Below are 22592 nucleotides of genomic sequence, written 5' to 3' on the forward strand. Positions count from 1 at the left end.
GTGAGGGCGCCAAGACTCGGTTCCTGCGTCCAAGGGTCCGAAGAATCTTCAAGCTGGACCGTTTGTTATCCAAAGTAATATCGATTGCCGAATCGGTCGGTTTGAGTTCGCGTGCCGTGCTGATAGATTGAGCCGATATCGTCCTGTACGGAGACAGACACGCCATGCGCTCGTTGCTTCGCCGAAAGTCGCGCCTCGAACCGAAACTCGGAGCACTCGTACTGGGCGCCGCACTCGCGCTCGGTATGCCCGCGGCACACGCCGGCCCGCTCAAGGGCGCGCCCGCACCGTTCGACAAGGGCGGCGTGAAGATCGCGCTCGTCAACTACCTGTCGACCGGCGATTTCTTCCAGGCCTACGAAGCCGGCGCGCAGAAGCAGGCACGCGCGCTCGGCGTCGATCTGCGCATCTACGAAGGGCGGCAGGACGCGGCCGAACAGCGCGAGCAGATTCAGCAGGCAATCAACATCGGCGTGTCCGCGATCATCGTCAATCACGGCTTGCCGGAATCGTTGAAGGACGTCGTTCAGCGTGCGCTCGACAAAGGCATCAAGGTCGTCGCGTTCGACGTCGATCTCGCCAATCCGAAGGTGCCGCAGATCGAGCAGAACGATCGCGACCTCGCGAACCTGCTGCTCGATCAGGCGGTGAAGGACAACGGCGACGCGTTCTCGGCAGGGTATGTGTACGTGGCCGGATTCGCGCCGCTCGACCGGCGCGATGCCGCGTGGCGCGATTTCAAGCGCGCGCACCCGCAGGTTCGGGAAAAGGCGCGCTGGGGCACCGTCGACAATCCGATCGCGCAGTCGGTCGCGAACCAGGCGGCGGCCGTGTATCGCGCGAATCCGGACATTCGCGTCGTGTTCGCGCCGTACGACGAATTCGCGCGCGGCGCGAAGCTCGCGGCCGACGAGGCCCGGCTGTCGTCGAAGCTGCGCATCTACAGCGCGGACGTGTCGACGGCCGACATCGAGGCCATCCGCGCGCCGAACAGCGCATGGGTCGCGACGGCCGCGACCAATCCGGCGGTCGTCGGCGCGGTGTCGGTGCGGGCCGCGGCGCTGCTGGTCGCCGGGCAAAACCCGGGCGCGCGCATCGCGGTCAAGCCGACGCTGATCACGCGCGACGATCTCGTGAAGAACGACATTCATACCGTGGCCGAACTCGGCGCGAAGTTCCCGGCGTTCCGCGCGAGCGACGCGGCGACGGCCGCGTGGATTCCGGCGATCGACTGATCGCTTCGGCGCGCAGCGAACCGATCCGTCGCGTGCGTGCCGCCTGCCCATGACTTGACCATGACGACCCTGAACGACTATCTCGCGCAAAAGCGCGATGCGTGGCACGCGAAGCAGCAGGCCGCTCGCAACGATCCCGATTTCAAGGCGACGCCGCTGAAGGCGACCGTGCGCGCGCTCGGCCGCAGCGGCGTGCGCGAGATCCGGATTCGCGATTTCCAGGTGATCAGCGACAGCCCGCCCGATTTCGCGGGCTACAACCTCGGGCCTGCATCGCCGGAGTTGCAGCTTGGCGTGCTCGGCAGTTGCCTCACGCACATCACGTTGATCCAGGCCGCGGAGCGGGGCTTGAAGATCGACGCGGTCGAAGTCGAAGTCACCGGCGACCAGCATCCGCTCGCGCAGCAGCCCGGGTTCGAACAGGTGCCGGTATTCCCGCACAACATCCGCTATACGCTGGACATCGTGTCGCCGGAGCCGCCGGAGGCGATCCGTGCATTGCATCAGGCGGTCGAGGAGGTGTGCCCGATCTTCAACCTGCTGAGGCTGCCGCAGCACATCGACGGGGAATTGCGGCATACCGGCGCGTGATGCGTGACGCATTGCTGCACGGCCAAGTTTGGAAATGAAATAGACATATTGTGATAAGAATACTTATCCTGATAGTCGTAATGCGAATGCATGACGTTGACGAATTCGCGCCGCCACGCGCCCGACGAGGGCGGTCACGACGCTAGTTGCGCGGTTCCTTCGTCACGTCATGACGATAGGCGCGCGGCGAGCAGCCCACGATGCGTTTGAACGCATGGCCGAACGCGCTATCCGAGTCGTAGCCGAGCCGCTGCGCAATCGCCGAGATCGACGCGTTCGATCTGCGCAGTTCGCGCATCGCCAGCTGGATCCGCCAGCGCAGCACGTATTCGAGCGGCCCGAACCCGAGCCGCCGCTTGAAATGCAGCGCGAACGTCGAACGCGACACGTGGCAGCAGGCCGCCAGCGCGTCGACGGTCCAGCGCCGCTCGGGCGCGGCGTGAATCGCGGCCAGCGCCGCGCTGACGCGCGCATCCGCGAACCCGGCCAGCCACCCGACATCGCCGTTCGCGCCGGCGTCCACATAGCGCCGCAGGATCTGCACCAGCATCATGTGGCCGAGATGCCGGACCATCAGCGACCCGCCCGGCGACGCCGCGCCGAATTCCCGTGCGAGCTGCTGCAGCGACCAGCGCAGCACCGCCGCCGGTTCGGAATCGCCGCTGACGACGACCACGGGCGGCAGGCTGCCGAGCAGCAGCGGCATGCCTTCCTCGTACGCGAAGCGGCCGCCGATCAGAAAGCAGTCGGCCGGTTCGCCGTAGTGCGCGATACCGCGTTCGAGATGCCGGTACACGTCGGCGGCCGGCACCGGCGCGACCGACGGATCACTCGCCAGCGAAAATGCCCGCGGCGCGGCGAGCAGGAAGCAGTCCCCCGTGCGCAGCCGGACAGGCGGCCCCGCACCGTCCACGGTCAGCCAGCAACTGCCTTCGACCACCGCGTTGAACTTGATCCCGTCGGGCGGCGGAAGGTCGACCGCCCACGGGCCGCCGGCCCGCAGGCCGGTGAAAAACGAGTCGCGCGTTTCCAGCAGCGACAGCACTTCCGATAGCGGGTCCACGCGCAATCCCCGGACGATCTCGACGAAAAACCGGATTCTATTGCATTCACAGTCCGGATGCGCGGCTGGAGAATGATCTCGTGCGGTGACGCGGCCGACGGGCGGCCGCGCGCATCGAGCATCATTCCAGGAGCTTTCGATGACGAGCAGGCAGCATCCCCTTCATTCCGGATTCGACGCGGGATCGACGGCGACCGACGTACTGGCCGGCCTCGACTTGCACGGCAAGACCGCCATCGTCACGGGCGGCCATTCGGGTCTCGGCCTCGAAACCACGCGGGCACTGGCGCAGGCCGGTGCGCACGTTGTCGTCGGCGCACGGAGCGCCGCGGCCGCGCGCGAAGCGACGCGCGGCATCGCCGGCGTGGAGATCGCGACGCTCGATCTCGCGGACCCCGCGAGCGTGGCCGCATTCGCCGCGCGGTTCGTCGACGCGCGTCGCGACGTGCATGTCGTCATCAACAGCGCGGGCATCATGGCGTGCCCGGAAACTCGCTTGGGCGACGGCCGGGAAGCGCAGATGGCCGTCAATCACCTCGGTCACTACGCGCTCGTCAACCGGCTGTGGCCGGCGCTCGCGCACGGCGACGGCGCGCGCGTGGTTGCGGTGTCGTCGCTCGGGCACCGGCTGTCGCCGATCCGCTGGGACGATATCGATTTCGCGCGCGGTTACGACAAATGGCTCGCGTACGGGCAGTCGAAAACCGCCAACGCGTTGTTCGCGGTACAGCTCGACGTGCTCGGTGCGCCGTTCGGGGTTCGCGCGTATTCGCTGCATCCGGGCAAGATCGCGACGCCGCTGCAGCGTCATCTGACGCGCGCGGAAATGATGGCGCAGGGCTGGGTCGACGAGCACGGCGCGCCGATCGATCCGACCTTCAAAACGCCTGCGCAGGGCGCGGCAACCCAGGTATGGGCGGCGACGTCGCCGCGCATTGCCGATCTCGGCGGCGTCTATTGCGAGGATTGCGACGTCGCGATGGTGACGCGCGGCAACGAGGAATCGGGCGTGAGGCCGCATGCGATCGATCCGGAGGACGCGGCGCGGCTGTGGGCGTGGTCCGCCGCGGCGACGGGCGTCGATGCCTTTGCCGTGCGCCGTTGACGCCCACGCATTCGCCGGGCCGGGCGCCGCGCGGGTATCGGCGGCGATTCGATACTCGCGCGCGGCAGTCTATCCGCGCGTCTGTCGCAGCGCGCGCCCCATTTCCGCGATCGGCATCGCGACGATCGAATTCAGCAACCGCATTTCCCCGGCGTCCGGATGCGCGATCTTTCGCACTTCATCGAGCGTCTGCTCGACGTGACGATCGAGCGGTTCGAGAAAGCGCTGCAGTTCGCTGGCGGCCGCTTTCTCCCTGAGCCCGAGCGCCTGGCCGAACGCGACGAGTGCATCCACGCCGATATCGGCGAACCTCGTCGCATTCCCGAGCGGCATCGTCAGCTCGCAGTGCGGCCAGTGATCGCCGCGATGGTCGGGCCGGTGCGTCGGCGTGTGATACACGACCGTGCTGACGATGTCGTAGAACGGCGCGAGCCGGTAGCCGCGCGCGTCGACGAAGAACGACAGGTTCTTCAGGTGCGCGTCGGCATTGCCGACCACCACGTTGAACACGGTCCAGCGGAACACCGACAGACGCGTGAGCGCGCGCGTGCTGGTGCGGTCGATCGCGCGGGCCAGTTCCTGTGCATTCGCCCGCTGGTACTTGAAACCGCGGTCGTAGTTGAGCAGTTGCATCGCGTCGATCGTATGCACGCGCCCGGCCGGTTCGGACGCGACGTCGCGGTCGAACCGGTCGATCACGTAGCACGCGGACGGCGCGCGCAGGAAATGCACGTCGGGCACGTCGAGCCCCATCTTTTTCGCGAGCCGCATGCAGAAGAACTCGTTGATCGCCGAATGCGGATAGCCGGCCGCGCGCATGTCGGGTTTGAGCAGGTGCATCGACGGTTCGCTGCCGACCGGCTCGAACAGCGCGTAGCCGGGCGCGTTGCCGCGCAGCACCAGCAGCAGCTTCTGCTGCGCGCCGGCCGCCGACATGCGCTTGGGCGCGGTGGCCGTCAGCGCGCGCTCGGGCATCGCCTGGATCCGGCGCTCGAGCTCGTCGAGCGGCAGCGGCTGCAGGCCGCCGGGCGTTTCCTGCTCGCCGTCGGCCAGCAGCGTCAGCGCGCCGGCCGATTCGCGGCCGAAGTACGCGAGCAGGCCCCACGCGTCGGCGGCATCGACCTTCGCCTCGCGCGCGAGCGACGTGCGCATGCCTTCCTCGGGCAGCAGGTTGTCGAAGAACCACTGGACCGGGCGATCGGTCGACGTGTCGGTGAACACGTCTGCGCGCAGCGCAAACGCCGGCGACAGCGGATACGCGGCCGGCGACGCGAGCCACTGCGGGGCGTACGCGAACGACCAGATCCCCTTGTCGTCGGTCAGCGTGCCCATGCGCACGCCGTTCGCGGACGCGATCAGCGTTCTAGCCGCCATAGCTGCTCCTGCGGCGTTGCGCGGCCTTCAGCGCGGTGGCTTCGGAGATCTCGATCGACGACTCCGCGTACAGCCGCACGCCGAGCTCGCTCAGCAGCAGCATGACCTTGCCGATTTGCGCGGTCGGTTTGCCGGCTTCCACCTGGCTGATGAATTTCGGCGACAGCCCGGTCGCGTTCGCGAGTTCGTCCCGCGTGAATCCCTGCTGGATTCGCGCCGCGCGAATGAAGTGGGCGAGCGCGCCGATCGTGTCGACGGATTGGGACTCCGACATGACGTTCTCCGTGCTTCGTATCTGATCGGGAACAGTATTGCATAACTCGCGGGGTTGGGCAGCAGTTCGTATTCGTACGGGAACGAACGGATGATCCCGACGGCTCGGATGCCATTTCGTTCCCAATCGGGAACGAAATATCGGGAAAAGGGGCGTAGGAACAGTATTCGTATCCGATCGGATGCGAAGAGAAGGGACGTGGGCGCCTTCGCATGCGCGTCCGACCGGCCACGCCGGATCGTGCGCGCGGCGGATGGCTGCAGGGGCCGCCGGCTTGCCGCCGTCCCGTGCGCGGAGTGGCGACGCGCGATCGTGCCGCGAAGAACGTCCGGACACCGTAGCCGCGGTGGCAAGGTGTGCGCAGCACGCGCCTTTCTACAATTTCCTCCGACGTACTACACGCGTCGCCCCCTCGGGAAAGCAGGCCCGATCCTTGCGCCGCGCTGGCGTCGTCGGCGGCGTTCGCGCCCCGACGCACGACGATTTGCATGGGAGGGCGCATGGAACCGATGCCGGTCGTACTGCAGTGGCACGACGTTCTGGTCAGGATCGCGCTGGCGCTCGTCGCGGGTGGGTTGATCGGCGTCGATCGCAGCGAATCCGGCAAGACGGCCGGCCTGCGCACGACGATCCTCGTCTGCCTCGCCTCGTGCCTGTCGATGCTGCAGGTCAATGCGCTGCTGCTGCAGGCGGGCAAACCGGAGGGCGCGTTCTCGGTGCTCGACCTGATGCGGCTGCCGCTCGGCATCCTGACCGGGATGGGCTTCATCGGCGGCGGCGCGATTCTTCATCGCGACGGCCTCGTGTCCGGCGTCACCACGGCCGCGACGTTGTGGTTCGTGACGGTCATCGGGCTGTGCATCGGCGGCGGCCAGTTGTCGCTCGGTGCGGTCGGGCTCGTCCTCGCGCTGCTGGTCGTGTGGCCGCTGCGGTTCGTCGAGCAGCGCTTGCGGCGCGTCAGGACCGCGCTCATCACGGTCGAGTATCCGGTGGGCTCGGCTGCGCGCGAACAACTGGCCGCGAAGCTGCGCGACGCGGGATTCACGTGCCGGACAAAAAGCTTTTGCGAAACGGCCGCACGCGCGGTGCGAGAGGAGGAATTATTCGTGCAGTGGCGCGAAGCGACCGGCGCCGACGTGATGCTGAAGCAACTGATGCGGATCGTCGAGTCGGCCGGCCTGACGTCGGTCCGTTGCTCGACGGAGAACTGACGCGCGCGGCCGCCGGAACGCGCGATGCTCGTGCAGCAGGCCGCCGTGGGCGGTTTATCAAGGAGCGAAACATGACACGTGTATCGGAAGTGATGACACGCGACGCCGCGACCGTCGGTCCGACGCAGAGCCTGCGCGAGGCGGCCAAACTGATGAGCGACCTCAACGTCGGTGCGCTGCCCGTCTGCGACGGCACGCGGCTGATCGGCATGCTGACGGACCGGGACATCGTCGTGCGCGCGGTGTCGATGGGCGTGCCGCCGAACGAGTCGATCGAGGGCGTCGTCAGCGGGCCCGCGAACTGGTGTTACGAGGACGACGACATTTCGGCGGTGCAAAAGAAGATGGAAGACGCGCAGATTCGCCGCGTGCCGGTGGTCGACCGGCAGAAGCGGCTGGTCGGCATCGTCGCGCTGGGCGATCTGGCGACCGCCGCGGACGGCGCGATGTCGTCGACGCTCGGCGCGGTATCGGCGCCGTCGCGCCCGGATCGGTGATCGCCATCGCAGACAAGGAGAACGACATGAACGAAGACAGGGAAACGCAGATCCGCGAGCGTGCGTACCGGCTGTGGCAGGCGGACGGCGCGCCCGACGGCCGGGCCGACGAATACTGGCAGCGGGCCGAGCAACAACTCGATGCCGAGGGCGGCAGCGCGGACGGGAGCGGCGAGCAGGCGGTGGACTGGCCGGTCGATCAGTCCGCGAAGCGCCGCATTCCGGGCGAGCCGCTGCAGGACGTCGATGCGGTGCCGACCGGCGAGGTCGCGCACGAAAGGCGACGCACGCGGTGAAGCGCGGGTAATCGCAAGCCGGAAGGAGAACGAAGATGACGGCGCACGCAGGAGAGAAAGCGGAAAAAACCGGTGACTTTCGATGCGAGAAATGCCACCCGTCGACGCACGTGCAGGCGGAACACCCGATCCCGAAGTGCCCGCACTGCGGTAACGGCACGTACGGCGAGCGTACGCGCGAGCCGGGCAACAAGTAGGCAGGGCGCACGTCGCATCGCGCGTGCCGCGTTGCGTTTTCGCATCGACGCTGCCACGCGCGTTGGGGAGGCTGCGCCGGATGACGCGCCACGTGTAATTTCTTTGGCGGATTCATTCGCTTGGGGTGCGACCGGGCAGTCCGACGACGGCATGTCGCTTGCTGGAAGCGTCGTGGGCCGCCGTGCCACCCATCGCGGCGCGGTGCGGCGCAACGTATTCAGCATCCGCACAGGGAGAAATTCATGACCCGTGACAGTGAACGACAGGACAGCGCGCCGCCCGACGCGGCACGCGAGGCCGCCGACGTACCGAACCGGCGCAACCCGACACCCGGCGGCGAATCGACCGCGCGCCCCGGCATGGGGCGTCGGTCGGTGCGGGGCAGCCATAGTTGGCTGCGCGGCGCGGGGTGCCGCGGCAGGATGCGGGCGGAACCTCCATTGCCATCAGTCGGACGATTCCACGCCCGATCGTCGACGTATGCGCGAGCAGCGATCTTTATCACCGCAGCAGATAAACGTATCCGAATCGCTTCGTTGACGCACGCCGGCACGGCCTCGTAGATTCGCGTTTTGACCGAATCAGGGCCGTGCCGTGACGACTCCCACCCTCCGCGACGCCGCAACGCTTTCCGCCGGGCATCCCGCCCTGCGGCCGGACGGCGCGGCGCAGCATTTCGACATCGTGCCGTTCGACGCGCCGCTCGGCGCCGAGGTGATCGGCGTCGACCTGTCGCAACCGCTCGACGCCGACGATTTCGCGCGCATCCATCGCGCGCACCTCGATCACCACGTATTGGTGTTTCGCGACCAGCGCATCACGCCGGACGAGCACATCGCGTTCAGCCGCCGCTTCGGCCCGCTGCAGATCCACGTGCTGCACCAGTTCGCGCTGGCCGGCCATCCGGAAGTGCTGATCGTGTCGAACATCGTCGAGAACGGCAAGCCGGTCGGGCTCGGCGACGCCGGCCATTTCTGGCATTCCGACCTGTCGTACAAGGAAAAGCCGAGCCTCGGCTCGCTGCTGCACGCGCAGGAACTGCCGGCGGAAGGCGGCGACACGCTGTTCGCGAACATGCATCTCGCGTGGGACACGCTGCCGGCCCATCTGCGCCGCGCGGTCGAGGGGCGGCGCGCCGAGCATACGTATCTCGCGCGCTACGCGGAATTGCAGGCGCGCAGCCCGTGGCGGCCGAACCTGTCGCCCGAACAGATCGCGCAGGTCGCGGCGGTCGTGCATCCGGTCGTGCGCACGCATCCGGAAACCGGCCGCAAGGCGCTGTTCGTCAGCGAGCATTTCACGACGCGCATCGTCGGGCTGCCCGACGACGAAAGCCGCGCGCTGCTCGACGAACTGTTCGCGCACAGCGTGCGCGCCGAGCACCTGTATCGGCACGCGTGGCGCGACCACGATCTGGTGTTCTGGGACAACCGTTCGCTGATGCATCTCGCCGCCGGCACGCCCGACCACCTGCGCCGCAAGCTGTACCGCACGACGATCGAAGGCGACGCGCCTTTCTGAGCCGCGCGCCGCGTCATTCATTTCCGCCGCATCCCGACCGGAGTTCCGATGTCGTTTTCGTTATTGCCGGCGCGTCGCGCGCTGGCGGCCACGCTCACCACCGCGCTCGCCTTCGCGGGCGCACTCATCCCGCAAGCCGCGCATGCGGAGGGCCGCATCCGCATCGCCGAGCAGTTCGGCGTCGTCTACCTGATGCTGAACGTCGCGCGCGACCAGCAACTGATCGAGAAGGAAGGGCGCAAGGCCGGCCTCGACATCAAGGTCGACTGGGTGCGGCTGTCGGGCGGCGCGGCCGTGAACGACGCGCTGCTGTCCGGCGCGGTCGACGTCGCAGGCGCGGGCGTCGGCCCGCTGTTGACCGTGTGGGACCGCACGCGCGGCCGGCAGAACGTGAAGGGCGTCGCGTCGCTCGGCAATTTTCCGTACTACCTCGTGAGCAGCAACCCGAACGTGAAGACGATCGCCGACCTGAGCGCGAAGGACCGCATCGCGGTGCCGGCGGTCGGCGTGTCGGTGCAGTCGCGCGTGCTGCAGTACGCGGCCGCGAAGCAGTGGGGCGACAAGCAATTCGACAAGCTCGACGCGCTCACGCAGGCGATTCCGCATCCGGACGCGACGGCCGCGATTCTCGCGAACAGCAACGTGATCACCGGCCACTTCGGCAATCCGCCGTTCCAGGAGCAGGAGCTGGCTGGCAACCCGAACGCGCACATCGTGCTGAATTCGTATGACGTGCTCGGCGGCCCGAGCTCCGCGACGGTGCTGTATGCGACCGAGAAATTCCGCGACGACAACCCGAAGACCTATCGCGCGTTCGTTGCCGCGCTCGCCGACGCCGCCCGGCAGATCGCGGCCGATCCCGAGCGCGCGGCCGATACCTATATCCGCGTGAACGGGTCGAAGATCGATCGCGCGCTGCTGCTGAAGATCCTGCGCAATCCGCAGGTGCAGTTCAAGACCGCGCCGCAGAACACGCTGCCGCTCGCGCAGTTCATGCATCGCACGGGCGCGATCCGCAACGAACCGAAGTCGTGGCGCGACTACTTCTTCGACGATCCGGCGACGGCGGGCGGCAGCTGAGCAGCGCCGATGTTCGGGCGCCGCGATCGACGCTTATGCGTCGGTGCGGTTTCGATATGCGCAATCGATGGTTGGTCCGCACGGCGCCCGGCCGTATGTTGATGGTTTTCCCGCAAGAGATTCGATCGTGAACGCCACTTCTCCCCGAACCTGGTTGCCGCCGTATGCGGCACGTGGCGGCGCGTCGCCGGCCGCGCCGGCCGTGGCCGATACGCGTGCCGACGATCGCCCTGCCGCGAACGCCGCGCAGGCCGGCACGCACAGCGAACGTCTGCTGGCGATCGACCAGGTCAGCCTCGAATACCGCAGCGGCGCGCGGATCGTTCGTGCGACGCATCAGGTGAGCTTCGACGTGTACGGCAGCGACCGCTTCGTGCTGCTCGGCCCATCGGGCTGCGGGAAGTCGACGCTGCTGAAGGCGATCGCCGGCTTCATCGAGCCCGTCGCGGGTTCGATCGCGCTCGACGGCCGGCCGGTGCGCGGGCCGGGGCCTGACCGCATCGTCGTGTTCCAGGAATTCGATCAGTTGCCGCCGTGGAAGACGGTCGTCGAGAACGTCGCGTTTCCGTTGCGCGCCGCCGCGAAGCTGTCGCGCGCCGAAGCACGCGAGCGCGCGCTGCACTATCTCGACAAGGTCGGCCTCGGCACGTTTGCCGACGCCTATCCGCATACGTTGTCGGGCGGCATGAAACAGCGCGTCGCGATTGCGCGGGCGCTGGCGATGCAGCCACGCGTGCTGCTGATGGACGAGCCGTTCGCCGCGCTCGATGCGCTCACGCGCCGCAAGATGCAGGCGGAACTGCTGCGGCTGTGGGATGAATTCCGCTTCACGCTGCTGTTCGTCACGCACTCGATCGAGGAGGCGCTCGTGGTCGGCAACCGGATTCTGCTGCTGTCGCCGCACCCGGGCCGCGTGCGCGCGGAGCTCAACAGTCACGAGCATTCGCTCGACAACGTCGATACCGGCGACTTCCGCGACAACGTCGCACGGATCCATCGCCTGCTGTTCGACACCGACGCACCGCACGTACCGACGACGGAGGACGCCGCATCATGAGTACGATCGATCCGGCCGTGCCGCCGCTGCCGCCCGTGCGTGCCGAATATACGCGCACGCTCGACACGCTGCCCGACGCCGCGCGCGCGGCGCCGGCGCCGCTGCCGCGCCGCATCGCCGGTGCCGCATGGTTTCGCCGCAGCGTCATCGCGCTCGTACTGATCGCCGCATGGGAGATCGTCGCGCGCATCGTCGCGAACGATCTGCTCGTGCCGACCTTCGGCGCGACGCTGGCCGCGTTCGTGCAGGGCATCGAGTCGGGCGAACTGCTCGTGAAGACCGGCATCTCGATGTCGGTGCTGCTGCGCGGCTATGCGCTGGGCGTGCTGCTGGCGTTCGCGCTGACGTCGCTCGCGGTATCGACGCGCATCGGCCGCGATCTGCTGACGATGCTCACGTCGATGTTCAATCCGCTGCCGTCGATCGCGTTGCTGCCGATCGCGCTGCTGTGGTTCGGGCTCGGCACCGGCAGCCTGCTGTTCGTGCTCGTGCACGCGGTGCTGTGGCCGCTCGCGCTGAGCATCTATACCGGCTTCGTCGGCGTGCCCGCCACGCTCAAAATGGCCGGGCGCAACTACGGGCTCACGGGCCTGCGCCAGATCGCGCTGATCCTCGTGCCGGCCGCGCTGCCGTCGATCCTGTCGGGGCTGCGCGTCGGCTGGGCCTTCGCGTGGCGCACGCTGATCGCCGCCGAGCTCGTGTTCGGCGCGAGCGCGGGGCAGGGCGGCCTCGGCTGGTACATCTTCCAGAACCGCAACGAGCTGTATACGGACCGCGTGTTCGCCGGTCTCGCGGCCGTCATCGTGATCGGGCTGCTGGTCGAGAACCTCGTGTTCGATACGCTCGAGCGCGTGACCGTGCGGCGCTGGGGCATTCAGCACTGACGGCGTCCGTACGCGATCAATCCCGGCGCGGGCATAACGTAAGCTGAAATCGGCTTTTTACGCGCGGCGGGGGCGTCCCTATACTTGCGGACACCGTGTCGCGCGCTGCCGCGACACGCCCCGATCTCCCCGAACAAGGACCTGCCGAATGACTGCCCGTGATGCCGTCGATCCGCGCGACGCATTGCGCGACGCGCTTGCCGCGCTGCCCGATCTCGCGACCGCGATCGGCCAGGACGCCGCGCAACGCGAGGCGCGTCGCGAACTGCCGTTCGAAGGCTTCGCGATCTTCCGGCGCTCGACGCTGGGTGCGCTGCGGATTCCGGTCGCACGCGGCGGCCTCGGCGGCACGCTGGTCGACCTGTTCGAGTCGATCGCGACGCTCGCGGCCGCCGATTCGAATCTCGCGCACGCGCTGCGCATCCACTACGACCAGACCGAGACGCTGCGGCTGTCGCCGCGCACGGCGTTCAACGACGTGCAGCTCGAGCGTGTGCTCAGCGGCGCGATCTTCGGCGGCGCGTCGACCGAGCGCGGTACGTCGCGCCCGGGCGAGAACACGACCGTGCTGCGCCGCGACGGCGACCACTACCGCGTGACGGGCCGCAAATACTATTCGACGGGCACCGCGTTTGCCGATTTTGCGCGCATCAACGTGGAGAACGAGCAGGGCGACGCGCTCGCGGTGATCATTCCCGTCGCGCGCGATGGCCTGCAGGCGCTCGACGACTGGGACGGGATGGGCCAGCGCATGACCGCGAGCGGCAGCCTGTTGCTGAACGACGTGCAGGTGTTCGCGGACGAAGTGGCCCCGCGGGACGGGTCGACGCTCGTCGGCCGTCATTGCGGCGCGCTGCGGCAGCTTCATCTCGTCGCGACGGGCGCCGGCATCGTGCGCAACGTGGTGGCCGATGCACGCCGCTACGTGCTCGAGCACGGCCGGCCCGCGCTGCACAGCCCCGCGCCGACCGCGCGCGACGATCATTTTGTTCAGCAGATCGTCGGCGAGCTGTCCGCGCATAGTCACGCGATCGACGCGCTCGTACGAGAAAACGCACGCGCGCTCGACCGCTCCGCCGACGCGATCGAAGCAGGCGCGGCCGACGCGGATGCGCTCGTGCTCGACAGTGCGCTCGCGACCGCGCGCACGCAATTGATCGTCAGCAAGCTCGCGCTGCATGCGGCCGAGCGGCTGTTCGAAGTGGGCGGCGCATCGGCGACGGCGCGCGAGCACAACTTCGATCGCCACTGGCGCAACCTGCGCACGATCTTCAGCCACAACCCGTTGCTGCACAAGGCGCGCGTGATCGGCGACTACGTATTGAACGGCGTGACGACGCACCTGACCGAAGGGCGCGTGTTCTGACGACGGCCGGCGACTGCTGCTGCGCCGTCGTCAACGCCGCAAGCCGGCTTCGCGCAGCAGCGGCAGCACGCGCTCGCCGAAGCAGTCGAGATCGGGCTTGAAGTCGTAGAAACTCAACTGGATACCGTCGATACCCGCGCGGTGCAGCCGTACGATGGTATCGGCGACTTCTTCCGGCGAGCCGGTGATCGAGATGTTGCCGCCGATCGCGCGCGCGGCGGCTTGCGCCCGCTGCTCGAACCCACCGCGCCACGCATGCGCGTCGCTGTCGAAGCGGTGGAAGCTGCCTTCGTCCGCATGCGCGACGATCGCGTCGCGGTACGCGCGCGCTTCGGCCGCGGTTTCGCGGCAGATCACGAGCGGATTGAGCAGCGTGCGGATCGTGCGGCCGCGCGCGGCGGCGGCCGCCTTCACGCGTGCGGTATGCGCGGGCAGCGCGTCGATCGCGCGTTCGGCGTCGGGGCCGGCCGGGCTCGTGACGAACACGATGTCCGAATAGCGTGCGGCGAACGCGATGCCCGCATCGGAACCCGTCGCGTTGATCAGCAGCGGGCGACCGTAGCGCGGCTTCGGCGTCACGAATGCGCCGCCCAGTCGCCAGCTCGACAGTTCGGGCGTGTAGCTGAAATTATCCGGTTGCGCCCACAACTGCTGGACCGCGTCGAGGAATTCCGCGGCCATCTCGTAGCGCCGGTCGTGTTCGATCCGGTTCCAGCCGAACATCTCGTGTTCGATCGCGCGGTGGCCGGTCACCACGTTGATGCCCCAGCGCCCGCGCGAGATGTGGTCGAGCGTCGCGGTGAACTTCGCGAAATGCAGCGGATGCCACGGCCCGTAGAGCACGTGGCTCGTCGCGACGAGGATGATCCGCTCGGTGCGCGCGGTCAGCGCGGCCAGCGTCATGAACGAGTCGAGCGCGTGGCCGTCGAACACGCCGCCGTAGCCGCCTTTCGGCAGCCACTGCGACAGCGCGAACACGAGATCGAAGCCGAGCGCTTCGGCGCGGGCCACGAGATCGGCGTTGTAGTCGAACGTCCAGTCGGTCGAGCGCGGCAGCGTCGACGCGCTCCAGCCGCCGGCCTGGATCGGCAGGAACAGCCCGAGCATCAGCGGCTGCGCGAGCGTGCGCGACACGGGGCTGTCGGGGAAATCCGCCGGCGAACGAACGTCGACGAACGGCGACGGCGCGAGCGGGGCGGTGACGGAGGGATCGCTCATCACGGGGTCCTTGCTGAAAGGGGCGACGCACTGCGCGCGGGTGGGCTGCTTGATGCGGCTGATGCGGCGGCAAGCGAAGCGACGCGCGTCATAGCTGGCCCGGCCGCGGGTCCGACACGAAGCCGTCGCGGTTCGGCATCTGTACGCGCGGCAGCGTACGTGCGTCGAGCCGGGCGTCGCCGGGCACGATGCCGTTCAGGTGGAGGACGTACGCGGTGACCGCATAGACGTCGTCCGTGCTCAGCGATTGCGGCGCGTTGTACGGCATCGCCCGGCGAATGTAGTCGAACAGCGTCGTCGCGTACGGCCAGTAGCTGCCGACCGTCTTCTTGGGTTTCGCGCTCGCGAGCGAGCCGCTGCCGCCGACGAGCGGATCGCCGACGCCGCCTTCGCCGCCGGCGCCGTGACACATCGCGCATTTGTCGGCGAACACGTGGCCGCCGCGTGCGACCGTGCCCGCGCCGGGCGGCAAGCCGCTGCCGTCCGGCGCGACGTCGATGTCCCACGCGGCGAGCGCCCCGCGATCGATCGGCTGGCCCAGGCCGAAGCCCCCGCCGAACGCGCTCGTCGTCATTGCGCAGGTTGCCAGCAGGCAAGCGAGCGGCTTACGCATTGCGCACCTCGCCGTCCGTGCCGACGCGCCAGTTCTGGATGCCGTTGTAGTGGTACTGCGAGTTCAGGCCGCGCGCGGCGACGAGCGCGTCACGGGTCGGTTGCACGTAGCCGGTCTCGTCGGTCGCGCGGCTTTGCAGGTCGGCCGGCTCGCCGCGCCACACCCAGTCGGCCTCGAAGCGCGTCAATGCGCGGTCGCGTACGTCGCCGGCGAGCCGGGCGGGCCGCCACGTGCGGCCGCCGTCGGTCGATACGTCGACGGCGCGAATCCGGCCACGGCCCGACCACGCGTAGCCGCTGATCGGGTAATAGCCTTGCGCGGCGAGCCGATGGCCGGCCGACGGCCGCGTGATGACCGACTTCGCGTCCATCTCGAACACGAACTGGCGCGCGCAGCCGTCGGGCAGCAGATTCGTGTATTTCGACGTTTCCTCGCGCGTCATCTCCGGCGCGCGCACCAGCTTCAGCCGCCGCAGCCACTTGATGTTCGTGTTGCCTTCGAAACCCGGCACGATCAGCCGCACCGGGTAGCCGTTCTCCGGGCGCAGCCGTTCGCCGTTCTGCGCATAGACGACCAGCGCGCGCTCGAGAATCCGGTCGAGCGGCAGGCTGCGCGTCATCGCCGCGCCGTCCGCGCCTTCGGCGAGCAGCCAGCGTGCGTCGGCATCGATGCCCGTCTCGTCGAGCAGCGTCGACAGCCGGACGCCGGTCCATTCGCAGCACGACAGCAACCCGTGCGTGAACTGAACCGGCAGCCCGCTCGGGCCGTTCCATTCGCTGCCGGTGTTGCCCGAGCATTCGAGGAAGTGGATCCGCGATTCGGACGGAAAACGCAGCAGGTCGTCGATCGTGAAGACGCGCGGCGCGCGCACGAGGCCGTGCACGACGACGCGATGGCGCTGCGCATCGATGTCCGGCACGCCCGCGTGATGACGCTCGTAGACGAGCCCGTTCGGCGTGATGTCGCCGAACAGGTCGGCGAGCGGCGTCATCGACGAGCCGGAACCGGGCAGCGCAGGCGCGCGGGCGCTGCGGCGAATCACGTCGCGTTCATGCTCCCCTGGCAGGCCGTACGGCGGCGACAGCAGCGGCGCACCGGGCGTGCGCGTCCACGGCGGCACGTCGAGCGGCTGGCTTGCGAGCGCGCCGCCGGCGGGCAGCATCGCGGCAGCCCAACCGCCGGCGAGCTGGCGCAGCGCCGCGCGCCGGCCGCTGCGCGGCGCACGGGGAGGAAAACGGGAATCGGTCATGGTCGAACGCGTGTTGCGCGCGGGAATCGCGCGCGGGGAAACGATCATTCTCGGCAACCGGGCGCGGCGCGGCAAACAACGATTCCCGCTTTGCTTATCGCGCCTGTCGTGCTTGTTGCGCCGCGCCCGATGCGCGTGCCGTCAGAACTTCACGCGCAGCCCGCTGACGAACGCGAGCTGGCGGTTCGTCGACGACGCGCTGCCGATGTTCGAGATCGCCGCGATCTTGCGATAGCCGCCCGACGTCGAGGTGCTCGCATCGCCGGCCGCGAGCTGGTAGATGCCCGACACGTAGATATCGGTGCGCTTCGACAACGCATAGTCGAACCCGAGCGTGAACTGGTGCCAGCGCGGCTTCAGCGTCTGGCCGCTCGTGCCCGGCAGGCCGCTCGCGCGCCCGTCGGTGAACGTATAGACCCCGATCAGCGTGGCCGCAGGCGTGAGCTGGTAGCGCGCGTTCACGTCGTAGTTGTTGAACTTGCGCGACGAACCGTCGAGATAATTGAGCTGCGTGTGGCTCCACGCGAAGCCGAGCGTCGCACGGCCGAGCACGTAGTTCGCGCCTGCCGCGCCGATCTGCTGCTTCAGTACGCCGCCATTCAGCCCGTAGAAGAACGCGCCGCTGTAGTCGTTGCCGGTGGTCGAGGTCGCGCCGCCCACCGCGCCGCTCGTATTCGACGCCGCATTCGGGTGATTGAACCGCACATAGCCGCCGCCGATCGACAGCGGGCCGTTCACGTAGTTCGCCGATGCGCCCCACGCGTTGTTGTTCGAGAATCCGGTGCCTGCGCCGCCATTGGCCTGGTTGCTGAACGCATAGAGCAGGTCGGCCGTGAAGCCGGCGATCGCGTCGCTGCGGAACTTCACCGCGTTGTTCAGCCGGAAGCTCTGGTTCAGGTTGTCGTTGTCGCCCACGTGCGTGGCCGGCGACCAGAAACCCGCGCCCGAGTACGGCGCGACGAGATCGGTGATCGGCTCGTACTGACGACCGAACGTCAACGTGCCGAGCCCTTTCTTGCCGAGGCCCACGTACGCGGACCGGCCGAACAGCCGGCCGCCCTGGCCGAGCCCGCCGTCGCTCGGCCGGAACCCGCTTTCCAGCGTGAAGACCGCCTGCAGGCCGCCGCCGAGATCCTCCGCGCCTTTCAGGCCCCAGCGGCTGCCGCTCAGCTTTCCGCTCGTCTGCTGGACGTTGCTCGCGCCGCCCTGGTTGTTCGTATACGCGATGCCGGCGTCGACGACCCCGTACAACGTCACCGAACTCTGCGCATGCGCGCCGACCGAACCGATCGAAACCAAACCCAGCACTACCGTTTTTTTGATCATGACCAACCTCTGTTTTTTGTCAGTACGTTTGCGAGGATCACGATGCTATTGACGACGGACGCGCCGATGAACGGCCGATCCGTGGTTTGTAAATCGCTGCGCGGCCGATTTGTAATGTTCATTGCCGCGGGCCCGGCGGGTGTGGCGCGATTGCGTCCGGCGCACCTGCTGCGGCGAACGCATCGTGCGGACCGCGAACGTCGGCCGCCGGAAACCCGTGGACGCGGTCATATCGATCGATGAAATCGTTCGATATCCGTAGTGCTCGTCGTTCGGATGACGATGCGTTTACGCAACGGCCCACTGGGCGAAGACGGGCCGATGCGCTATACGCGTTCGCATATCGATTCCGCAAAACGTTGGTAGGGCCGGGCGAGGCACGACGGTAGAGTCTGGCATCCGGCCGCTGGCCGGCATGCGGCGGGAACGGCAGGGCGCACGGATACGCGCGCTTACCGATGGGACGCCCAACGAGAAAGGAGCCATTCGACATGAGTCGCGATGTACTGTTTCTGCTGGAACCGGGCTTTGCCGATCCGAAGCATCCGGGCCAGCGCTTCGTCTGTCCGCATGGACTGCCGATCGAAGGGCTGCTCGCGAGCGCGCCCGATCGCGCCGCGCGTATCGACGTGAAGCGCGTCGGCTTCGAGCGGCCGCGGCCCGCGGTGATCGACGCGCTCGACGATGCGCACCAGGGCCTGCCGGTGCTCGTGCTGGGCCGCGACCAGCCCGCGCCGGACGACGCGCAGACGCTCGGCGACGTGCGCTTCGTCACCGATGCGCGCCGCATCCTCGAACTGCTGGCCGAGCGCCACGGCTTTCCGGCGCTGCATTGACGCGGCGGTTTCGCTTTCCATCCGGTTCCATCCGATCGAACAGGAGCATCCGATGTCGTCAATGTCGGCGGTACGTCGCCGCCTGCTGCTTGCCGGCGCCGCAGTCGCGGCGCACCCATTGGCCGCGTTCGCCACGCCGGCCGCCGATGCCGATCTGGCCGGAACGACGTTGCGCGTCGCGACCTACAAGGGCGGCTGGCGCGCGCTGCTGCAGGCGGCCGGGCTCGACAACACGCCGTATCGGATCGACTGGCGCGAACTGAACAACGGCGTGCTGCATATCGAGGCGCTCAACGCGGATGCGCTCGATATCGGTTCGGGTAGCGAAATTCCCGCCGTGTTCGCCGCGCGGCAGAAAGCCAATGTGAAGTTCATCTCGCGCGTGCGCGAAGACCTGAACAACCAGGTCACGCTCGCGCGCAAGGACACGCCGATCCGCAGCATCGCGGACCTGAAGGGCAAGCGTGTCGGCTACGTGCGCGCGACGACGTCGCACTATTTCCTGTATCGACAGCTGGCGGAAGCCGGCCTGAGCTTCGACGACATCCAGCCGATCAACCTGTCGCCGACCGACGGGTTGTCCGCGTACGATCGCGGCGACATCGACGCATGGGCGATCTACGGCTACAACGGCCAGCTTGCGCGCAACCGCTACGGCGCCCGCGTACTGAAGACGGGGAAGGGCTATCTGTCGGGCAATTTTCCGGTGTATGCGAATCCGCGCACGCTCGACGATGTGCGTCGCCGCGCGGCGACCGGCGATTTGCTGCTGCGGTTCCGACGTGCGTATGCGTGGGCGAACGGGCATTTCCGCGACTATGCGCTCGCGCAGAATCACGAGACGCGTGTGCCGGTTGTGGATCTCGTCTCGATGTTCGATCAGCGCAGCGAAGACTACGCGCTGCTGCCGGTGACGCCCGACGTGATCGCGCAGCATCAGCAGGTCGCGGACGTGTTTGCGCGCATCGGCGTGCTGGACGGGCCGGCGCGTGTCGCGCCGTTGTGGGATACGTCGTTCAATCCGGTGGCGGCGGCGGGGGGCTGACCGCAAGAACACACCGTCCACCGATCGCCTGCACATGCAGGCGATCGGTCGGCACTTCCCGTCATTCACCCCGGCGCCGCGTGATCACGACCGAATCGCTTTCCTCCGAAGCGAAGTACCGTCACGCGACCTCTGGCGTTCGACGTATCCACACAAGCGCCGTCAATTCACCCCGACAGCACTCCACGCGCGCGCGACCGTCGCGATTTCCGCCGAGTTCGCGCCATACAGGTCGTTGGCCGCCTGGATCGACGCACGCCGCGCGTTCGGGTAGTTCGAGTTGGCGTTCAGGTACACGGTGAGCGTCCGGTACCAGATCTTGCCGGCCTTGTCGCGACCCAGCCCGCTGAACGTCGTGTCGCCGTTGCAGACCAGTTGCGCTCTCGACAGGCCGGTGTCGGTCGACGGCACCGACGGCCCTTCCGACAGCAGGTAGAAGAAGCGGTTGCCGACTCCCGACGTGAAATGCGGATCGTGGCGCGGATTCGACCACGAGAAGCCGCCGGACGGGTAGCAGCTGAACGACCGGCCGTCGAGATCCTGCTTGTACATCTTGCGCAGGCCGCCGCTCACCACGCGCGCGCCGATCACGTAGTTGCCGGGATCGTTCGGGTTGTTCGCGTAGAACTTCACGAGCGTGCCGAAAATGTCGGAAGTCGCCTCGTTCAGGCCGCCCGCGTCACCCGAATAGTTCAGGTTGGCGGTGGCCTCGGTCACGCCGTGACTCATCTCGTGCCCGGCGATGTCGACCGACACCACGGGCTTCGGCAGGCGCGTGCCCGGCTCGCCGTCTCCGTACGCCATCACGCGCGACGACAGCCATGCCGCGTTCGCGCCGGTCGTGCCGCTGCCGGTATTGAACACCACGTGCGCGTAGCTTCTCACGCCGCGACCGTCGTTGAAGATGCCGTTGCGATTGTGCGTGGTCTTGTAGTAGTCCCAAGTCAACGCGAGCCCGTAGTCGATGTCTGCCGCGACGGTCTGCCGATCGGTGGTCGTGTTGTTGCCCCACACGTTCGTGCTGCTCGTGAAGATCGGCAGGTCGGTCGCTTGCTCGACCTCGTCCGAGCTCAGGCCGCGACCATCGTAGACCGAGCCGCCGCCGCGGCCCGGATCGAGCATCCGGTATGCGTTCGTGCCGGTCTGGTCCGTCGTGAGCGTCAGGTTGCCGTAGTACAGCGAGCGGCCGGTGCCGGTCGCGGCGGCGGTCTTGATCAGGTCCTGTGCGTCGAGCACGGCGCCGGTGCGGGCGTCGACGTAGTACAGCACGGCGTCGCCGTGCGTGTCGGTCGACTTGCCGTAGACGCGTACCGCATAGGCCAGCGTCGGCGTGACGTCGCGGGCGAACACGACGAGTTCCGGCTCGTCGACGCGGCGCACGTCCGAGTTGAAGCGCGCGGCCGCGATGTGTCTGGCCCGCGTCGCACCGACGTCGGGTGCGTTGCGTACCACGGCGCGGTTCCCGACCTTGCCGATCGTGCCGGCGAGGTTGATCGGTGCGAGCTGCGTTACGCTGGCTTGCTTCAACTGCCCGTTGCTCGAGTGGACGACCACGTCGCCACCTATCACGGGCAGGCCCGCGTGGAAGCGATCGAAACGCACGTGCTCGGTGCCGTCGGGATCGACGATCACGTCCCGCACCTGGAACTGGTCGCCGTCGGTTGGGGCGCCTGCTTGTGGCCCCGCGAACTTCAACGTGCGTGCCGTGCCGCTGGCCGCCACGCTGAAGGCGGTCGGGTTCTGCTGGATCAGTTGCAGCGCCTTGTCGACCGCGGCCGGCTGGTCGCCGGCCTGGGCAAAAGCGCTGAGACTCGCGACGGTAATCGCGGTGATGGGCAGCAGTCGAGACAGTTTCTTCATGTAATTCCCCAGGTTATGAGTGGGTTTGTTCGAGGAATGCATCAAGTGATGACTTTTAAACAAGACATGTCGCGAACAGCAGGGGGATGCTAGGAGGTGATTTTTATAATTACAAGATATTTTCTATTGGATTAATTTTTCATGTCGTTGCTGTCAATCAAGTCGAAATTTGGTGAGAAATTTGAAATGATCGTGTTGATGGTGGTAACGGGGGCGATGCATCGACGGCGTGTGGCTGGGACGCTTTGGGGTTTTCTCGTCGTGGCGGGTGTGTAAGGAGGACGCGCGATGAGAAGTCGAGTCAAGTGGATGGTTGGGATTTTCGTTATTGAATATTGATTTCGATTGTTGCCGATTCGCGTGCCGTCAAATTAATTTTCAATGCTTTTTGTATCTTCTGTTTGTGACGTGAAGTCATCACATGTCCAATGGGCGTCGGGCGAGCGATGCTCGCATGACAACGAGTGGGAGGTGATTCGTGAAGTATCTTGCTGATCGCTTCCGGTGATGTTCGAGCCTTTGGCCGACCGCAGGCTACAGACCGCGCACGGTATCTATACCGATCTTAGTTGACATAATGCGTATTATCAATTAAAAAGGGTGTAGTAGCTAAGTTCAAATGTCCGCTTCTGGCTAAGTTCAGATGTCCGTTTTTCGACCCATCGTAAGCTGACCGGCTGCCGGTTGTCCGGC

22 protein-coding genes are annotated in these 22592 nt (G+C 67.3%); 14 read left to right on the forward strand and 8 right to left on the reverse strand.

All coding sequences use genetic code 11. The features are described from left to right. Positions 1-164 precede the first annotated feature (164 nt). Both HWX76_RS19945 and HWX76_RS19950 read left to right on the forward strand, forming a co-directional pair. Entirely contained in the window at positions 165-1235 is a 1071-nt protein-coding gene (locus HWX76_RS19945) for a substrate-binding domain-containing protein (protein ID WP_050017823.1), read from the forward strand. Between the two features lie 60 nt (positions 1236-1295). Then, on the forward strand, positions 1296-1826 hold the full coding sequence (locus HWX76_RS19950; protein WP_089490382.1) for an OsmC family protein: 531 nt from the start codon (positions 1296-1298) through the stop codon (positions 1824-1826). Between the two features lie 142 nt (positions 1827-1968). Here HWX76_RS19950 and HWX76_RS19955 read toward each other — a convergent pair whose 3' ends face one another. Next, a complete protein-coding gene (locus HWX76_RS19955) occupies positions 1969-2889 on the reverse strand; it encodes an AraC family transcriptional regulator (RefSeq protein WP_124555846.1) in 921 nt (306 codons plus the stop codon). Positions 2890-3028: 139 nt separating this feature from the next. Between HWX76_RS19955 and HWX76_RS19960 the strand changes: the two genes are divergently transcribed. Then, positions 3029-3994: an SDR family NAD(P)-dependent oxidoreductase gene (locus HWX76_RS19960; protein ID WP_176016238.1), complete on the forward strand. Its 966-nt coding sequence runs from the start codon at positions 3029-3031 to the stop codon at positions 3992-3994. A gap of 69 nt (positions 3995-4063) precedes the next feature. Here HWX76_RS19960 and HWX76_RS19965 read toward each other — a convergent pair whose 3' ends face one another. Together HWX76_RS19965 and HWX76_RS19970 are read right to left on the reverse strand one after the other, a co-directional pair. Beyond that, positions 4064-5368 carry a HipA domain-containing protein gene (locus HWX76_RS19965; RefSeq protein ID WP_050017826.1) on the reverse strand — a complete coding sequence of 435 codons (1305 nt, stop codon included), beginning with the start codon at positions 5366-5368 and terminating at the stop codon, positions 4064-4066. Continuing rightward, a complete protein-coding gene (locus HWX76_RS19970) occupies positions 5358-5642 on the reverse strand; it encodes a helix-turn-helix transcriptional regulator (protein ID WP_050017827.1) in 285 nt (94 codons plus the stop codon). The genes HWX76_RS19965 and HWX76_RS19970 overlap by 11 nt, the downstream gene beginning before the upstream one ends. 500 nt (positions 5643-6142) lie before the next feature. Between HWX76_RS19970 and HWX76_RS19975 the strand changes: the two genes are divergently transcribed. From HWX76_RS19975 to HWX76_RS20015, 9 genes are all read left to right on the forward strand, one after another. Further along, entirely contained in the window at positions 6143-6853 is a 711-nt protein-coding gene (locus HWX76_RS19975; RefSeq protein ID WP_089490385.1) for an MgtC/SapB family protein, read from the forward strand. A gap of 71 nt (positions 6854-6924) precedes the next feature. Further along, the gene (locus tag HWX76_RS19980) at positions 6925-7350 is read left to right on the forward strand and encodes a CBS domain-containing protein (protein ID WP_050017829.1); all 426 of its coding nucleotides are present in this window, start codon (positions 6925-6927) and stop codon (positions 7348-7350) included. A gap of 26 nt (positions 7351-7376) precedes the next feature. Continuing rightward, the gene (locus tag HWX76_RS19985; protein WP_050017847.1) at positions 7377-7646 is read left to right on the forward strand and encodes a DUF2934 domain-containing protein; all 270 of its coding nucleotides are present in this window, start codon (positions 7377-7379) and stop codon (positions 7644-7646) included. A gap of 35 nt (positions 7647-7681) precedes the next feature. Then, positions 7682-7843 carry an alpha helical protein gene (locus tag HWX76_RS19990; protein ID WP_124630965.1) on the forward strand — a complete coding sequence of 54 codons (162 nt, stop codon included), beginning with the start codon at positions 7682-7684 and terminating at the stop codon, positions 7841-7843. A 649-nt stretch (positions 7844-8492) separates the two neighbouring features. Further along, complete coding sequence (locus HWX76_RS19995; protein ID WP_239469038.1) at positions 8493-9365, forward strand: TauD/TfdA family dioxygenase; 873 nt, start codon at positions 8493-8495, stop codon at positions 9363-9365. A gap of 48 nt (positions 9366-9413) precedes the next feature. Further along, positions 9414-10445, forward strand: a complete 1032-nt coding sequence (locus tag HWX76_RS20000) for an ABC transporter substrate-binding protein (RefSeq protein ID WP_089490387.1) — start codon at positions 9414-9416, stop codon at positions 10443-10445. 67 nt (positions 10446-10512) lie between these two features. Beyond that, the gene (locus HWX76_RS20005) at positions 10513-11502 is read left to right on the forward strand and encodes an ABC transporter ATP-binding protein (protein ID WP_050017832.1); all 990 of its coding nucleotides are present in this window, start codon (positions 10513-10515) and stop codon (positions 11500-11502) included. Beyond that, complete coding sequence (locus HWX76_RS20010) at positions 11499-12386, forward strand: ABC transporter permease (RefSeq protein WP_176016239.1); 888 nt, start codon at positions 11499-11501, stop codon at positions 12384-12386. The genes HWX76_RS20005 and HWX76_RS20010 overlap by 4 nt, the downstream gene beginning before the upstream one ends. A 148-nt stretch (positions 12387-12534) precedes the next feature. Next, positions 12535-13752 carry an acyl-CoA dehydrogenase family protein gene (locus tag HWX76_RS20015; protein ID WP_176016240.1) on the forward strand — a complete coding sequence of 406 codons (1218 nt, stop codon included), beginning with the start codon at positions 12535-12537 and terminating at the stop codon, positions 13750-13752. A gap of 30 nt (positions 13753-13782) precedes the next feature. On the opposite strand, the gene HWX76_RS20020 is transcribed toward HWX76_RS20015, so the two are convergent. The 4 genes from HWX76_RS20020 to HWX76_RS20035 form a co-directional block, all read right to left on the reverse strand. Continuing rightward, a complete protein-coding gene (locus HWX76_RS20020; RefSeq protein ID WP_176016241.1) occupies positions 13783-14970 on the reverse strand; it encodes an LLM class flavin-dependent oxidoreductase in 1188 nt (395 codons plus the stop codon). Positions 14971-15058: 88 nt separating this feature from the next. Continuing rightward, the gene (locus HWX76_RS20025; RefSeq protein WP_050017836.1) at positions 15059-15583 is read right to left on the reverse strand and encodes a cytochrome c; all 525 of its coding nucleotides are present in this window, start codon (positions 15581-15583) and stop codon (positions 15059-15061) included. Beyond that, entirely contained in the window at positions 15576-16832 is a 1257-nt protein-coding gene (gene soxC, locus HWX76_RS20030) for a sulfite dehydrogenase (protein WP_176016242.1), read from the reverse strand. Before soxC ends, HWX76_RS20025 begins: the two co-directional genes overlap by 8 nt. Before the next feature lie 141 nt (positions 16833-16973). Then, on the reverse strand, positions 16974-18158 hold the full coding sequence (locus HWX76_RS20035; protein ID WP_124555831.1) for a porin: 1185 nt from the start codon (positions 18156-18158) through the stop codon (positions 16974-16976). A 491-nt stretch (positions 18159-18649) separates the two neighbouring features. Between HWX76_RS20035 and HWX76_RS20040 the strand changes: the two genes are divergently transcribed. Then, complete coding sequence (locus HWX76_RS20040) at positions 18650-18994, forward strand: DUF3088 domain-containing protein (protein WP_050017838.1); 345 nt, start codon at positions 18650-18652, stop codon at positions 18992-18994. 52 nt (positions 18995-19046) lie between these two features. Beyond that, positions 19047-20039, forward strand: a complete 993-nt coding sequence (locus HWX76_RS20045; RefSeq protein ID WP_050017839.1) for an ABC transporter substrate-binding protein — start codon at positions 19047-19049, stop codon at positions 20037-20039. A 162-nt stretch (positions 20040-20201) separates the two neighbouring features. Here the strand turns inward: HWX76_RS20045 and HWX76_RS20050 are convergent, their stop codons facing one another. After that, on the reverse strand, positions 20202-21899 hold the full coding sequence (locus HWX76_RS20050; protein ID WP_176016243.1) for a M4 family metallopeptidase: 1698 nt from the start codon (positions 21897-21899) through the stop codon (positions 20202-20204). Positions 21900-22592 lie beyond the last annotated feature (693 nt).

The sequence above is a fragment of the Burkholderia sp. BCC0398 genome (genome assembly GCF_902833245.1).
GTDB lineage: Bacteria > Pseudomonadota > Gammaproteobacteria > Burkholderiales > Burkholderiaceae > Burkholderia > Burkholderia sola.

What these genes read in the sequence shown, in the direction of transcription:
- HWX76_RS19945 (WP_050017823.1), top strand. Translation starts at nt 165, where the DNA reads ATGCGCTCGTTGCTTCGCCGAAAGTCGCGCCTCGAACCGAAACTCGGA.
- HWX76_RS19950 (WP_089490382.1), top strand. Translation starts at nt 1,296, where the DNA reads ATGACGACCCTGAACGACTATCTCGCGCAAAAGCGCGATGCGTGGCAC.
- HWX76_RS19960 (WP_176016238.1), top strand. Translation starts at nt 3,029, where the DNA reads ATGACGAGCAGGCAGCATCCCCTTCATTCCGGATTCGACGCGGGATCG.
- HWX76_RS19965 (WP_050017826.1), bottom strand. Translation starts at nt 5,368, where the DNA reads ATGGCGGCTAGAACGCTGATCGCGTCCGCGAACGGCGTGCGCATGGGC.
- HWX76_RS19970 (WP_050017827.1), bottom strand. Translation starts at nt 5,642, where the DNA reads ATGTCGGAGTCCCAATCCGTCGACACGATCGGCGCGCTCGCCCACTTC.
- HWX76_RS19975 (WP_089490385.1), top strand. Translation starts at nt 6,143, where the DNA reads ATGGAACCGATGCCGGTCGTACTGCAGTGGCACGACGTTCTGGTCAGG.
- HWX76_RS19980 (WP_050017829.1), top strand. Translation starts at nt 6,925, where the DNA reads ATGACACGTGTATCGGAAGTGATGACACGCGACGCCGCGACCGTCGGT.
- HWX76_RS19985 (WP_050017847.1), top strand. Translation starts at nt 7,377, where the DNA reads ATGAACGAAGACAGGGAAACGCAGATCCGCGAGCGTGCGTACCGGCTG.
- HWX76_RS19990 (WP_124630965.1), top strand. Translation starts at nt 7,682, where the DNA reads ATGACGGCGCACGCAGGAGAGAAAGCGGAAAAAACCGGTGACTTTCGA.
- HWX76_RS20000 (WP_089490387.1), top strand. Translation starts at nt 9,414, where the DNA reads ATGTCGTTTTCGTTATTGCCGGCGCGTCGCGCGCTGGCGGCCACGCTC.
- HWX76_RS20005 (WP_050017832.1), top strand. Translation starts at nt 10,513, where the DNA reads ATGGTTGGTCCGCACGGCGCCCGGCCGTATGTTGATGGTTTTCCCGCA.
- HWX76_RS20010 (WP_176016239.1), top strand. Translation starts at nt 11,499, where the DNA reads ATGAGTACGATCGATCCGGCCGTGCCGCCGCTGCCGCCCGTGCGTGCC.
- HWX76_RS20015 (WP_176016240.1), top strand. Translation starts at nt 12,535, where the DNA reads ATGACTGCCCGTGATGCCGTCGATCCGCGCGACGCATTGCGCGACGCG.
- HWX76_RS20020 (WP_176016241.1), bottom strand. Translation starts at nt 14,970, where the DNA reads ATGAGCGATCCCTCCGTCACCGCCCCGCTCGCGCCGTCGCCGTTCGTC.
- HWX76_RS20025 (WP_050017836.1), bottom strand. Translation starts at nt 15,583, where the DNA reads ATGCGTAAGCCGCTCGCTTGCCTGCTGGCAACCTGCGCAATGACGACG.
- soxC (WP_176016242.1), bottom strand. Translation starts at nt 16,832, where the DNA reads ATGACCGATTCCCGTTTTCCTCCCCGTGCGCCGCGCAGCGGCCGGCGC.
- HWX76_RS20035 (WP_124555831.1), bottom strand. Translation starts at nt 18,158, where the DNA reads ATGATCAAAAAAACGGTAGTGCTGGGTTTGGTTTCGATCGGTTCGGTC.
- HWX76_RS20040 (WP_050017838.1), top strand. Translation starts at nt 18,650, where the DNA reads ATGAGTCGCGATGTACTGTTTCTGCTGGAACCGGGCTTTGCCGATCCG.
- HWX76_RS20045 (WP_050017839.1), top strand. Translation starts at nt 19,047, where the DNA reads ATGTCGTCAATGTCGGCGGTACGTCGCCGCCTGCTGCTTGCCGGCGCC.
- HWX76_RS20050 (WP_176016243.1), bottom strand. Translation starts at nt 21,899, where the DNA reads ATGAAGAAACTGTCTCGACTGCTGCCCATCACCGCGATTACCGTCGCG.